At 69.7% G+C, this 13,385-nt stretch carries 12 protein-coding genes; 9 read left to right on the forward strand and 3 right to left on the reverse strand.

All coding sequences use genetic code 11. The features are described 5' to 3' along the window. Window positions 1–95 precede the first annotated feature (95 nt). Genes ABZ815_RS08355 through ABZ815_RS08365 form a run of 3 tightly spaced genes read left to right on the forward strand, consistent with a single transcriptional unit; the run spans window position 96 to window position 2,689 of the window. Window positions 96–854, forward strand: coding sequence for an ABC transporter permease (locus ABZ815_RS08355; protein WP_357695360.1), 759 nt, complete (start codon window positions 96–98; stop codon window positions 852–854). Beyond that, window positions 847–1,653, forward strand: a complete 807-nt coding sequence (locus tag ABZ815_RS08360; RefSeq protein ID WP_357695362.1) for an ABC transporter permease — start codon at window positions 847–849, stop codon at window positions 1,651–1,653. Before ABZ815_RS08355 ends, ABZ815_RS08360 begins: the two co-directional genes overlap by 8 nt. Beyond that, the gene (locus tag ABZ815_RS08365) at window positions 1,640–2,689 is read left to right on the forward strand and encodes an ABC transporter ATP-binding protein (protein WP_357695364.1); all 1,050 of its coding nucleotides are present in this window, start codon (window positions 1,640–1,642) and stop codon (window positions 2,687–2,689) included. Before ABZ815_RS08360 ends, ABZ815_RS08365 begins: the two co-directional genes overlap by 14 nt. Here ABZ815_RS08365 and ABZ815_RS08370 read toward each other — a convergent pair. Continuing rightward, window positions 2,683–3,288 carry a TetR family transcriptional regulator gene (locus ABZ815_RS08370; protein ID WP_357695366.1) on the reverse strand — a complete coding sequence of 202 codons (606 nt, stop codon included), beginning with the start codon at window positions 3,286–3,288 and terminating at the stop codon, window positions 2,683–2,685. The genes ABZ815_RS08365 and ABZ815_RS08370 overlap by 7 nt on opposite strands. A 128-nt stretch (window positions 3,289–3,416) precedes the next feature. On the opposite strand from ABZ815_RS08370, the gene ABZ815_RS08375 reads away from it, so the two are divergent. From ABZ815_RS08375 to ABZ815_RS08400, 6 genes are all read left to right on the forward strand, one after another. Next, window positions 3,417–4,688 carry a glycosyltransferase gene (locus ABZ815_RS08375; RefSeq protein ID WP_357695368.1) on the forward strand — a complete coding sequence of 424 codons (1,272 nt, stop codon included), beginning with the start codon at window positions 3,417–3,419 and terminating at the stop codon, window positions 4,686–4,688. 18 nt (window positions 4,689–4,706) lie between these two features. Continuing rightward, window positions 4,707–6,104, forward strand: a complete 1,398-nt coding sequence (locus tag ABZ815_RS08380; protein WP_357695370.1) for an aminobutyraldehyde dehydrogenase — start codon at window positions 4,707–4,709, stop codon at window positions 6,102–6,104. A gap of 252 nt (window positions 6,105–6,356) precedes the next feature. Then, window positions 6,357–9,602, forward strand: coding sequence for a nitrate- and nitrite sensing domain-containing protein (locus ABZ815_RS08385; protein ID WP_357695372.1), 3,246 nt, complete (start codon window positions 6,357–6,359; stop codon window positions 9,600–9,602). Between the two features lie 5 nt (window positions 9,603–9,607). Beyond that, on the forward strand, window positions 9,608–10,021 hold the full coding sequence (locus ABZ815_RS08390) for a roadblock/LC7 domain-containing protein (protein WP_201760494.1): 414 nt from the start codon (window positions 9,608–9,610) through the stop codon (window positions 10,019–10,021). A 19-nt stretch (window positions 10,022–10,040) separates the two neighbouring features. Next, on the forward strand, window positions 10,041–10,445 hold the full coding sequence (locus ABZ815_RS08395) for a DUF742 domain-containing protein (RefSeq protein WP_055507219.1): 405 nt from the start codon (window positions 10,041–10,043) through the stop codon (window positions 10,443–10,445). Next, window positions 10,426–11,004 carry an ATP/GTP-binding protein gene (locus tag ABZ815_RS08400; protein WP_357695374.1) on the forward strand — a complete coding sequence of 193 codons (579 nt, stop codon included), beginning with the start codon at window positions 10,426–10,428 and terminating at the stop codon, window positions 11,002–11,004. The genes ABZ815_RS08395 and ABZ815_RS08400 overlap by 20 nt, the downstream gene beginning before the upstream one ends. Before the next feature lie 61 nt (window positions 11,005–11,065). On the opposite strand, the gene ABZ815_RS08405 is transcribed toward ABZ815_RS08400, so the two are convergent. Both ABZ815_RS08405 and ABZ815_RS08410 read right to left on the reverse strand, forming a co-directional pair. Continuing rightward, window positions 11,066–11,923 carry an ABC transporter ATP-binding protein gene (locus ABZ815_RS08405; RefSeq protein WP_357695376.1) on the reverse strand — a complete coding sequence of 286 codons (858 nt, stop codon included), beginning with the start codon at window positions 11,921–11,923 and terminating at the stop codon, window positions 11,066–11,068. A 105-nt stretch (window positions 11,924–12,028) separates the two neighbouring features. Further along, window positions 12,029–13,261 carry a flavin-dependent oxidoreductase gene (locus ABZ815_RS08410; RefSeq protein ID WP_357695421.1) on the reverse strand — a complete coding sequence of 411 codons (1,233 nt, stop codon included), beginning with the start codon at window positions 13,259–13,261 and terminating at the stop codon, window positions 12,029–12,031. Window positions 13,262–13,385: the final 124 nt, after the last annotated feature.

The raw sequence follows: 13,385 nt of genomic DNA on the forward strand, positions 1-13,385 counted from the left end.
TGAGATCCGAGGTCAAGGCCCGGCCGGTGTCCCGTAAGCGGGGTCGCCGGCTGGGCGCGTTCGTTTTCCTTTCGCCAGGTCTGACGTACCTGGTCGTGCTCCTCCTCGTGCCGCTGGGGCTGGTGCTCAGCTACACGGTCTTCCAGCGGGGGCGCTTCGGCGGCATCTTCTACGAGTTCACGCTGGAGAACTTCCAGCGCCTGTTCGACTCCCTCTACCTGGGGGTCGTCGGCGACTCGCTGAAGATGGCGGCGATCGCCACGCTGATCGCGTTGCTGCTCGGCTACCCGACGGCGTACCTGATCGCCCAGCTTCCGCCGAAGTGGAAGACGATCGCCCTGGTGGCGATCGTGCTGCCCTTCTGGACGAACTTCATCATCCGCGTCTACGCGTGGATCATCATGCTCAGCGGCCCGGGACTGATCAACTCCCTGCTGGGCACGAAGCTGGAGCTGCTCTACACCCAGGGCACGATCGTCGTCGGCCTGCTCTACTCGTACCTGCCGCTCATGGTGCTGCCGCTGTACTCCTCGATCGAGAAGCTCGACCCGCAACTGCGCGAGGCGTCGGCGAACCTCGGGGCCTCGGCGTTCACCACGTTCAGGAAGGTGACGCTACCGCTCACGCTGCCCGGCGCGCTGACCGGGGCGATGTTCGTGTTCGTGCCGAGCTTCGGCAACTTCGTCATCCCCGAGATGCTCGGCGGCAGCAAGTCGATCATGGTGGGCAACCTGATCCGCAACCAGTTCCTGACCGCGCGCGACTGGCCGTTCGGCTCGGCGCTGGTGCTGGCGCTGATCGCGCTGCTGATCCTGCTGCTGCTCGTCCAGGCGTGGGCGGCCCGCCGTGCGTAGGCCCAAGCTGCTGTACGTGCCCTTCTGGGCGACCTACGTCTTCATGTACGTGCCGATCATCGTCCTGGTCGTCATGTCCTTCAACTCCGGCAAGTCGGCCTACACCTTCGAGGGCTTCAGCCTGAAGTGGTACGGCGAGCTGGCCGCCGACGAGAAGGTCCGGGACAGCCTGGTCAACACGCTGATCGTGGCCCTGGGCTCGACGGCGATCGCCACCGTGCTCGGCACGCTGCTGGCCGTCGGCCTGGCCCGGTACACCAGGTCCAAGATCCTCGACGCGGTCGCGCTCATGCCGGCCGTGCTGCCCGACCTGGTGCTCGGGATCGGCCTGCTGGTCCTGTACGCCCTGATCAACAACTTCCTGGCCCAGTGGGACGCCCAGTTCGCGCTCGGGCTGCCCACGGTGACCCTCGCGCACGCCCTGTTCTCCATGGCGTTCGTCGCGGCCGTGGTGCGCACCCGGCTCACCGGCGCCGACCCCTCGCTGGAGGAGGCCTCGCGCGACCTGGGGGCCGGGCCGGTGGTCACGTTCATGAAGATCACGCTGCCGCAGCTCCTGCCCGGGATCGTCGCCGGGGCGCTGCTGGCGTTCACGCTGTCGCTGGACGAGTTCGTGATCGCCTTCTTCACGATCGGCAACGCCGAGCCGACGCTGCCGATCGTCATCTACTCAATGGTTCGTTTCGGGGTGACCCCGAAGATCAACGCGCTGGCCGCGATCCTGCTCCTCGTGAGCTTCACGGCAGTGATCGCCGGGCAGCGGATGACCAAGATCGGGAGATCGCGTGCTCAGGATTGACGGGATCACCCGCAGGTTCGGCGACGTCACCGCGCTCGACGACGTCTCGCTGGAGATCGAGCAGGGCGAGTTCTTCGCCCTGCTCGGGCCGTCCGGCTGCGGGAAGACCACTTTGCTGCGCATCATCGCCGGGTTCGAGTCGCCCGACGCCGGCGCGGTCACGCTCGACGACGAGGACCTGCTGGCCAAGCAGCCCAACCGGCGGCCGATCAGCCTCATGTTCCAGTCGTACGCGCTGTTCCCGCACATGACCGTGGCCAAGAACGTGGCCTACGGCCTGGAGCGCGAGAAGCTGCCCCGGGCGGAGGTCAAGCAGCGCGTCGGCGAGGTGCTGGAGACCGTGGGCCTGTCGGCGCACGCCTCGCGCAAGCCCGCCCAGCTGTCCGGCGGACAGCGGCAGCGGGTCGCGCTGGCGCGTTCCATCGTCAAGCGGCCGCGTCTGCTGCTGCTCGACGAGCCGCTGTCGGCCCTGGACAAGAAGGTCCGCGCGGACATGCAGCTGGAGCTCAAGCGGCTCCAGCACGAGGTCGGCATCACCTTCGTGGTCGTCACGCACGACCAGGAGGAGGCCATGTCGCTGGCCGACCGCATCGCGGTCTTCGACAGCGGCACCGTGCGCCAGGTGGACGCCCCCGTCGCCCTCTACGAGCGCCCGCGCTCGCCGTTCGTGGCCGACTTCGTCGGGGCGAACAACCTCTTCGAGGGCGTCTACACCGGCCTGGACGGGATCAAGAGCGACGAGTTCGGAATGCTGGCCGGAACGCCGCTCGACGAGCTCGCCGCCGACACCAAGGCGCTGCTCGCGGTCCGTCCCGAGAAGATCGAGCTGGCCGACGAGAACGCGGCCAGGGGCCTGAAGGGCAGCGTCCTGGACGTCAGCTTCTACGGCGGCGTCTCACACATCTCCGTGGACGTGCCGGGACGGGCCAAACCCGTGCTCGCCGCCGTCCAGGGAGCGAGCACGGTGCAGCCCGGCGCCAAGGTGAAGGTGCGCTGGGAGACCCAGGACGCCGTCATCATGACGGTCGATCAATGAGCCAGGTCGTTGCCCGTCGCCGCCCGCGCGTACGACAGGATCAGCTCGGCCGCCTCGTCGGGCCCGATCAGCGGGTGGCGGGCGGTGATGCGGTAGCCGTAGGCGTCCTCCAGGGCCACCAGGTTGCGCGCGACGGTCACGGAGTCGGCCGTCAGCCGGAAGACCCCGAGCGCGGCCCCCGTGTCCAGGATCGCCTGGTACATCGACACCTGGCGGTCGTACAGCGAGGTGAGCAGCACGCCGTAGACCCGGTGCCGGCCCGCGGCGCCGCCCAGCTCGTTGAGCAGACGCACGTCGGGGTCGAGCGGCCCGGTCGGCAACCCCGACCGGATCGTGACGACCAGCTTCTCGACCGGGTCGGTGAAGTCGGCCAGGCGGCGCATGCGCAGCTCGTAGAAACGTTCCATGCCCGCGTGCTGCGCCTCGACCAGGAGTTCGCCCAGGTCGGGGTAGTGGTAGAGCACGGCTCCGGAGGTCAGGCCGGCCTCCTCGGCGACGTGCGAGAGCTGTACTCCGTCGATTCCATGACGGATGATGGCTCGGCGCGCGGCCTCGATCAAGTCGATGCGCCGGTCACTACGGCTTTTGCGCTGAGCCACGACCACCACCCCCCGTGCGTTTGGTCACCATTCAGATCGGCCGTGACCATAGTGCACTTAACTTGCGCTTCACGCTAGATGAGTATTTGAATTCCTCTTCAATTTGACGAGTTCCCCCGGAGTTCACGATGTCCCTCACCATCCTGTTCATGCCAGAGAGCGCGTACGGCCCCACGAACAACAGCATCGGCATCGGCGACATTCTCCGTCGTCGCGGGCACCGCGTCGTCTTCGCCGCCGAATCCTCCTGGAAGGGCAAGCTCGAAGCGCTCGGCTTCGAGGAGGACCTCGTCGACCTCGCCCCGCCGGCCGAGAACGCCGAGGAGCAGGACGCCGGTCAGTTCTGGAAGGACTTCATCCGCGAGACCGCGCCGGAGTACCGCAAGAGCACGCTGGAGCAGCTCGACACCGTCACCAAGCCGATCTGGGACTCCCTCATCGACGGCGCCAAGTACTGCGAGCCGCAGCTCAAGGCCATCATCGAGCGCGTGAACCCGGACGTGATCGTCGAGGACAACGTGATCACGTTCCCGGCGCTGCTCACGGCCGGCAAGAAGTTCGTCCGCATCGTCTCCTGCAACCCGCTGGAGGTGCGCGGCGAGAACGTCGCGCCGGTATTCTCCGGCCTGCCCGCCGACGACCGCTCCGAGTGGGACGCCTTCCGCGCCGAGTACGACCGCACCCACCGCGAGATCTGGACGGCCTTCAACGCGTGGTGCGTCGAGCAGGGCACGGCCCCGCTGCCCGACCTGGACTTCATCCACGAGGGCGACCTGAACCTCTACGTCTTCCCCGAGATCCTCGACTACACCGACGCCCGCCCGCTCGGCCCGAGCTGGCAGCGGCTCGACTCCTCGGTGCGCGAGACCGACGAGGACTTCACGCTGCCCTTCGAGCGTAACGACGGCTCGCTGATCTACTTCTCGCTCGGCTCGCTCGGCTCCTCCGACGTGGAGCTGATGCAGCGCGTGATCGACATCCTGGCCGGCACGCGCCACCAGTACATCGTCTCCAAGGGCCCGCTGCACGAGGAGATCAAGCTCGCCGACAACATGTACGGCGCCGAGTTCCTGCCGCAGACGAAGATCATCCCGCTGTGCGACCTGGTCATCACGCACGGCGGCAACAACACCACCACCGAGGCGGCGCACTTCGGCAAGCCGATGATCGTGCTCCCGCTGTTCTGGGACCAGTACGACAACGCCCAGCGCGTGGACGAACTGGGCTACGGTGTCAGGCTCTCCACCTACACCTTCACCGACGAGGAGCTGACCGGCGCCGTGGAGCGCCTGCTCGGCGACACCGAGATGCGCGCGAGGCTCGCCGCCGCGGGCGAGGAGATCCGCGGCCGTGACGGCCTGCGCAAGGCCGCCGACCTGATCGAACAGCTCGGCCAGTAGGGATTTCGAGGACATTCCATGCGTGAACTGATCAACCCCGCCACCGGCCTCCCGTGCGCCGAGATTCCGGACACGCCGGTGGCGGACGTGGCGGCGGCCGTCCGGACCGCCAGGGGCGCGTACGAGGAGTGGGCGCAGACCACTCCCGCCGAGCGCCAGCGGCTGCTGCTGCGCCTGGCCGACCTGGTGGAGGCCGACGCCGAGGAGCTGACCAGGCTGGAGGTGGAGGAGACCGGCAAGCCGGCGGCCGTGTTCAGGGACGGCGAGCTGCCCTTCGCCGTCGACAACCTGCGCTTCTTCGCCGGCGCCGCCCGCTCTCTCGAAGGGTCGGGCGCCGGGGTGTTCAGCGCCGGTTACACCTCGGTGCTGCTGCGCCGGCCCGTCGGGGTGGTGGGGTCGATCGCGCCATGGAACTTCCCGTTCGTCATGGCGGTGTGGAAGGTCGGCCCGGCCGTGGCCGCCGGCAACGCCGTGGTCATCAAGCCGGCGCCGCAGACGCCGCGCACGACGCTGCGCCTGGCCGAGCTGTTCGCCAAGGCGGGCGCGCCCGAGGGGCTCGTCCAGGCGGTCACCGGCGACGCCGAGGTCGGCCAGGCGCTGGTGACCGACCCGGGCGTGGACATGGTGAGCGTCACCGGCTCGACCGGCACCGGCCGGGCGGTCATGACCGGCGCGGCGGCCACGCTCAAGCGGGTGCACCTCGAACTCGGCGGCAAGGCGCCCGCCCTGGTCTTCCAGGACGCCGACCTGGCCGAGATGGCCCGCGGCGTGGCCATGGGCGCCACGTACAACACCGGCCAGGACTGCACCGCGGCCACCCGCGTGTACGTGGCCCGCGAGATCTACGACGACGCCGTCGAGGCCATCCGGGCGACGCTCGCCGAGATCACCGTGGGCGACCCCTGGGACCCGGCGACGGACATCGGCCCGCTGATCTCGGCCGCCCACCGCGAGCGCGTGCACGGCTTCGTCTCACGCTCGGGCGGGCGGATCGTGCATGGCGGCGCGCCCGTCGAGGGGCCCGGGTTCTTCTACCCGCCCACGCTTGTGACCGATGTCGCACAGGAGAGCGAGATCGTCCAGGGAGAACTTTTCGGACCGGTCCTTGTGGCACTGCCGTTCGACGGCGAGGACGAGGCCGTCCGGCTGGCCAACGACACCCCGTACGGGCTCGCCTCGTCGGTGTGGTCGCGCGACGTCGCGCGGGCGATGCGCGTGTCCCACCGGCTGGACGTGGGCGTGACCTGGGTGAACGATCATCTCCCGATCGCCAGCGAGGCGCCGCACGGCGGCGTGAAGGGCAGCGGGTTCGGTAAGGACATGAGCCAGGAGGCGGTGCAGGAGTATTCGGTGACCCGTCACCTGATGGTCAAGCACGCGGCACCCGTGGAGCGGGATTCGTTCCGGCCCGCCTGAAAACGTGTACGGCGATATGTCGCCCAAAGTGTCGCTTTGGGTGCATTTAGTGGGAAATGTACGGTTGGCCGTCTGGTACGGACTGTGTTCCAATTACCCAGCCGGACAGAATCCCATGCGCCACACGCGTGTCTGATTTTCTTTCGAGCACGTACCGGCGAGAGGTAGCGAGAGTCAGTGAGGACGGAAAACCCCAGGCACACGAGGTCAGGGGAGTACACAGGCGGAAGGTTCCGGCTGGGGAACTGGCGTGTGCGCTCAAGGCTGATCGCGCTGATCCTCATCCCCACCATCGTGGGCGTGCTCCTCGCGGGTGTGCAGCTCGCCAACGCGATCGGGACGAGCTCCGAGTACCGCCGGCTGACCCAGGTCGCCGAGCTGGTGCAGCGCATCGGCGGACTCAACCACGAGCTGGCCAAGGAACGCACGCTCACCGCGTGGTACGTCACCGACCAGTCGAAGTCCGGACGGTTCGTCCAGCTCAAGACCCAGCGCGCGGCCGTCGACGCGGCCAAGAAGCGGGTGCTGGCCTCGGCGAACGCCATCGACGCCGCGCACTCGGCCCGTATCCGCGAGGGCGTGGAGAACATGCGCCGGTGGCTGGCCGGCCTCGACAGCCTCCGGGCGTCGATGGTGGCCGACGGCGCGCCCTCGCGAGCCGCGATCACCACGTACACGACGATGATCGGCGTCTTCTCCGGCATCCTGGGCGACCTGGGCGACGGCGTGAACGACGACGACCTCCAGGGTGACGTGGCCGCCCTCGGCTCGCTGGAGCGGGTCAAGGAAGAAGTCTCCAGGCAGCAGACCATTCTCATGATCGCGCTCCTTGAGCGTAAGCTCGACTACGACGATCCGTCGGAGTTGCTCGGCTCGTGGAGCCGCCAGCAGGCCGAGCTCGCCGCCTTCGAGCGGGAGGCCGACCCGGCCGACCTGAAGGCGTACCAGAAGGGCATGCGCGGCTCGGACATCGACCGCGCCGACGCGATGCGGCAACGCGCCCTGGCCCAGATCCGTGAGTACAACCAGATCAAGGATCTCGACGTCACCTCCGCCCGCGACCTGAGCCGCTGGTACGACAGCACCACGCTGGCCGGCAACGCCATGCGCAAGGTCGAGGACTCCCTGGCCACCAAGATCGTGACCAGGGCCCGTGAGCTGAGCGACACCGAGCAGCGCAACGCCATCATCAGCGGCGCGACCATCCTCGTCCTGCTGCTGCTCGTCCTGATCATCACCACCCGGGTGGCCGGTTCGCTGGTCCGCCCGCTGCGCCGGCTGCGCGCCGAGGCGCTCCAGGTGGCCACCACCCGGCTGCCCGAGACCGTCCGCATCCTGCGCGAGTCCGGTGAGGGCGCGCAGGTGCCCGAGGTGCCCTCGGTCGGCGTCAACACCCGTGACGAGATCGGTGAAGTGGCCCGGGCCTTCGACGAGGTCCACCGCGAGGCGCTCCGGCTGGCCGGTGACGAGGCCAAGCTGCGCGCCAACGTCAACGCCATGTTCGTCAACCTCTCCCGCCGCAGCCAGACGCTGGTCGAACGGCAGCTCCAGCTCATCGAGGGCCTGGAGCAGGGCGAGGAGGACGAGCAGCGGCTCGCGAACCTGTTCCGCCTCGACCACCTGGCCACCCGCATGCGCCGCAACAGCGAGAACCTCCTGGTCCTCGCCGGCCAGGAGGCCGCGCGCAAGTGGAGCGAGCCGGTGCCGCTGGTCGACATCGCCCGCGCCTCGCTGTCGGAGGTCGAGAACTACGAGCGGGTCCAGATCAAGATCCCGTCCGGCACGCTGATCGTCGGCCCGGCCGTCACCGACGCCGTCCACCTGCTCGCCGAGCTGATCGAGAACGCGATCTCCTTCTCGCCCCGCGAGAGCAAGGTCGAGGTCAGCAGCGTGGCCGCCGACGGCGGCGTCATGATCTCCATCAACGACCTGGGCATCGGCATGAGCCCCGAAGAGCTCGCCGAGGCCAACTGGCGCCTGGCCAACCCGCCCGTCGTGGACGTCGGCGTCTCCCGCCGCATGGGCCTGTTCGTGGTCGGCCGCCTGGCGCTGCGCCACGGCATCCGCGTCCAGCTCAGCATGCGGGAGACCGGCGGCCTGAGCGCGCTGGTGATGATGCCCGACATGCTCATCAGCGGCGGCGCAGGCATGCCGCAGCAGGCCGGCAGCCAGTACGAGGCGTTCACCACGTTCGACCCGAGCCAGTTCGGCGTGCCCGCCCAGCCCGACGAGGCGAGCCAGAACGGCGGCCACGCCTCCGCGCCGGCCTCGGCCGACCGGGTGCTGGACACGCAGTGGCCGGGCTCGCTGCCCGCGCCGGGCACCGGCAACTGGCCGTCCTTCGCCGACGAGTCCGCGCAGGAGGAGACCCGCTGGGGATCCTTCGGCGAGGAGCCCGGCCGGGACGAGCCGCGCTGGCCCTCGTTCGCCGAGGACCCCAAGCCGTCCTTCGGCGACGAGCCCAAGCCCTTCTTCGCCGACGAGCCCAAGCCGTTCTACTCCGACGAGCCCAAGCCGTTCTTCGCGGAGGAGCCGCCGGCGGCCCAGCCCGAGCCGCAGCCGCAGGCCCAGTCCCCGTGGGGCGAGCAGCGCTGGCCCTCCTTCGCCGAGCAGCCGCCGCCGATGCAGGACGACGAGCCCCGCTGGCCGTCCTTCGCCACCGAGCCGCCGCAGGCCGGGAAGGAGGAGCCCCGCTGGTCCTCCTTCGGCTCGCCGTCCTTCGGCGACACCTCGCTCGGCCAGTCGGCCTTCGGCGAGGAGCCGCGGCGGTCCCTGTTCGAGTCGGTCGACCGGCCGAGCCCCCCGCCGTACGGCGAGGAGCCCTACCGCTCGGCGTTCGGCGACCTCCAGGGGTTCGGCGCGGAGGAGCCCAAGCCCGCCGACCAGTACGAGCAGAGCAGTCCGGGCGCCTTCGGCCCGTTCGGCCAGGGCGACTACTCCTCGCAGGACATGACCGGCCCGCTCCCCGTGGTGCGCACCTCGCCCCTGGAGGAGCAGGGCGAGGAGTTCCTGCCGATCTTCTCGTCCGTCGGCTCGGACTGGTTCCGCAGGCCCGACCCCGAGCAGCTGCGCCAGGACCAGGAGTCCGAGCACGAGATCACCGCCGTGCACCCGGCCGTGCCCGCCGAGCCCCCGGCGTCCGCGCCGCCCGCGGCGCCGCCCGCCGCCCCGGCGACCGGCCGGTCCGGGCTGCCGCAGCGCAAGCCCGGCCAGTCCGGCGCCGGCGCGTCGTGGTCCTCGCCCGCCGACTCGGGTTTCCAGGCGGCCCAGGCCGCGGCGCAGCCCGCCCAGTCCGGCATCACGGCCTCGGGCCTGCCGCGCCGCGTGCCCAAGGCCAACCTCGTGCCCGGTACGGCCAGTCTCGCCGAGCCGCAGCCCACGTCACCGCCGCCGCAGATCTCGCCCGAGCGGTTGCGCAGCAGGCTCTCCAGCTTCCAGCAGGGAGTGCGGCAAGGCCGCGCGTTCACCCGCGGAGAAGAGAATGAGGAGGACAAATGAGAGAGATGAGCCAGGGAGCGCGTGGCATCAGCTGGCTGATCACCGACTTCGTGAACAACGTGCCAGGCGTCGCGCACACCGTCGTGGTGTCGTCCGACGGCCTGCCGCTGGCCTTCTCGGAGGGTTTCCCCAAGGACCGGGCCGACCAGCTCGCCGCGGTCGCCTCGGGTGTGATCAGTTTGACGCAGGGCGCCGCGCGGGTCTTCGAGGGCGGCATGGTGACCCAGACCGTCATCGAGATGCAGCGCGGGCTCTTGATGATCATGTCCATCAGCGACGGGTCCTGTCTGGCCGTCCTCGCGGCTCCCGACTGTGACATGGGCCTCGTGGCGTACCAGATGACGCTGCTGGTCGAGCGGGCAGGTCAGGTGCTCACCCCGGCCGTACGCGCTGAGCTGCAAGCGGCCCGCCCCCGCTAGCGGGCGGTGACAGGAGATCATGGTGTCAGGTCAGGGTTGGGCTGGTGATAGCACTCCGCCGCATCCGGCGGCCCCTCGTCCGCAGAAGCCGAGCTCCCTGGTACGGCCCTATGCCGTAACCGGGGGGCGCACCGCGCCGCGGATGAAGTTCGCCATGGAGGCTTTGGTGTCCTCCGTGACGTCGGAATACCAAGACATTTCCCTACTGAGTCCGGAGTATCAGGCGATCATTCAGCTGACCCGGAACGTCCGGTCGGTTGCCGAGATCTCCGCCCTTTTACGCCAGCCCCTTGGTGTGGTCCGGGTGCTGATCGCCGACATGGCGTCGGAGGGCCTGATCCGCGTGCACCAGCCTGCGCTGGACGCGGGAAAGCCGGACCTCAACTTGCTCGAAAGGGTGCTCAGTGGACTTCGCAGGCTCTAGCCCCGGTCTGACCTCGACGAAGATCGTCGTGGCCGGGGGCTTCGGCGTGGGGAAGACGACGTTCGTGGGAGCGGTCTCGGAGATCCTGCCGCTCACCACGGAAGCGGTCATGACGGACGCATCGGCACACGTCGACGACGTCTCGCTCACGCCGAACAAGACGACCACCACCGTGGCGATGGACTTCGGACGTGTGTCGCTGGATCGCGATCTGATCCTTTACCTGTTCGGCACCCCCGGACAGCACCGCTTCTGGTTCATGTGGGACGACCTCGTACGCGGTGCGATCGGCGCCGTCGTCCTGGTGGACACGCGCCGTCTCGCGGACAGTTTCCCCGCGATCGACTACTTCGAAGAGGCCAAGCTGCCCTTCGTGATCGGCATCAACGGCTGGGACGGTCAGTTCGCCCACGCGGAGGACGAGATCAGGGAGGCCCTGTCCGTCGGCGGGCACATCCCGATCATCCGCCTCGACGCCCGTCAGCGCGACACGGTGAAATCCACCCTGATCACGCTGGTGGAGCACGCGCTCACCCGCCACTCGCACACGCCGGTATAGACGCGAGCCCCGGGCGCGCGCCCATCGATCCGCGCGCGCCCCGGAGGGTCGGGCGGCGGGCTCAGGCGACGGAGTCGGAAGTGGACTCGGCGGCGGGCTCGGCGTCCGGGTCGGAAGGCGCATCGGCGTCGGGCTCGGCGACAGGGTCGGCTGCGGTGGCGTGGCCGCGCACCAGGCGGCCGACCTCGGCGCGCAGGTGGACGAAGTCGGGGTGCTCGCGGGTGGTGATCTGGTCGCGCGGGCCGGGCAGGTCGACCTTGAGGTCGCCGACCACGTGCGCGGGCGCCTTCGACAACACCACGACGCGGTCGCCGACGTAGACGCTCTCGTCGATGTCGTGCGTGATGAGCACGATCGTCATCTGGTGGTGGCCGCGCACCTTCAGCACCAGGTCTTCGAGGTCTTCGCGGGTCTGGGCGTCGACCGAGCCGAACGGCTCGTCCATGAGCATGAGCGAGGGCCGGTAGGCCAGCGCCCGCGCGATCGCCACCCGCTGCTGCATGCCGCCCGAGAGCTGGAACGGGTACTTCTTCTCGGCGCCCTGGAGCCCGACCGACTCCAGCGCCTCCTGGGCGGCCTCGCGGCGCTGCCGCTTGTCCATGCCCCGGCGGCGCAGCGGCAGGGCCACGTTGTCGGCCACCGACATCCACGGGAACAGCGAGCGGCTGTAGTCCTGGAAGACCACCGCAAGGTTGTCCGGCGTCTGCCGCACGAGCTCGCCCTCGACCCTGACCTCCCCGCCCGTCGGCCTGATCAGCCCGGCGATGGAGCGCAGCAGGGTGGACTTCCCCGCGCCCGACGGCCCGACGATGCACAGCAGCTCGCCCGCGGCGACGCTCAGGTTCAGCCCTTCGATGGCGTGGTGAGCGTTGGGGCCACCGCCGCCGTAGACGTGGGAGAGGTTCTCTATCTCGAGCATGGATGTCCTAGGGGGCGAGGCCCCGAGCGGAGGACCGACTCGGGAAGCCGGAAATGTCGGTATGGCTCTTCGGTGTCGGATCTTACCCTTGAGTCTTCACGGCTGTCATGGGATGACCACGCTCCACGACCCCCGCTCGTTCAGCGCCCGGACGTCGGCGTCGGAGATGCGCCGCTGCGCCCCGGCCATGGCGGCCAGCTCGGCCTCCGTCAGCACGTCGGCGATGTCGGCGAACCCGTCGGGCGCGCGTTCGGTCACCAGCGCGATCGTATCCTCGATCGGCAGCGCCCGATGGGCCAGCACCAGCGCCGACGTGGGCGGACGCCGTTCCTCCTCGTACGCCTTGAGCGCCGTGACCGGGTCGCCGGACGTCGCCAGGCACCGGGCCAGCACCCGGGCGTCGAGCACGGCCTGCGAGCCGCCGTTCGAGCCGATCGGGTACATGGGGTGGGCGGCGTCGCCCAGCAGCGTCACCCGGCCCTCGCCCCAGACGGGCAGCGGCTCCCGGTCCACCATCGGGTACTCCAGGATGCGGGCCGAGCCCGACAACAACCCCTGGACGTCCACCGGACGGTACCGCCAGTCCGCGAAGTGGGCGGACACCTCCTCCAGCCGGCCCTCGCGCGACCAGTCGGCCTCCGCGACGACGCCTGGCTCGGCCACCTTGACCTCGGCCACCCAGTTGACCAGCCGGGGATTTCCGGCCGAGATGTGATACGTCACGAGCTTCCCGGCCCGGTTGGAGCCGCCCACCAGCACCGTGGCGCCGTCCAGGACGGGATCGGTCTCGGCCACCCCGCGCCACATCCGGATGCCCGCCCACAGCAGGGGATCGCCCGACGGGTGCAGCAGCGCCCGTACCGTGGACTGCACGCCGTCCGCGCCGACGAGCACGTCCACCCGTTCCTCCAGGAGCTCGCCGCCCTGCCGGAGCCGGACGAGGACCTCCTTGCCGTCCTGTTCGAAGCCCTCCAGGCGGACGCCCGTCCGCACCGGGCCGACCCGTTCCTCGACCGCGGCCAGCAGCGCCATCTGCAACTCGCCCCGGTGGATGCTGTACTGCGGCCAGCGGTAGCCGGCCGACCGGCCGCGCGGCAGCGCCAGGATCACGTTGCCGTGCCGGTCGGCGAAGGTCATGAAGCTCGTCTCCACGCCCAGCGCGGCCAGCTCGCCGGCCAGCCCGAGCTCGGTCAGCTCCCGTACGGCGTGCGGTTGCAGGTTGATCCCGACGCCGAGCGGCCTCAGCGCGGCGGCCGCCTCCACGACCACGCACTCCAGCCCGGCCGCCGCCAGGCTGAGCGCCGTGGTGAGCCCGCCGATGCCGCCGCCCACGACCATCGTCCGCACGTCGCCCCCAGTGGTCTCGATCCGATCACCCGTGTCCCCTGACGGGGAACATGACGCTAAGTTTCTCTCTCTTTGCAGGCTGAAGAACAGGTTTGTCCCACTAATCTCGTTCTCA

The sequence above is a fragment of the Nonomuraea sp. NPDC047529 genome, from assembly GCF_040642995.1.
In the GTDB taxonomy this organism is placed as follows: domain Bacteria; phylum Actinomycetota; class Actinomycetes; order Streptosporangiales; family Streptosporangiaceae; genus Nonomuraea.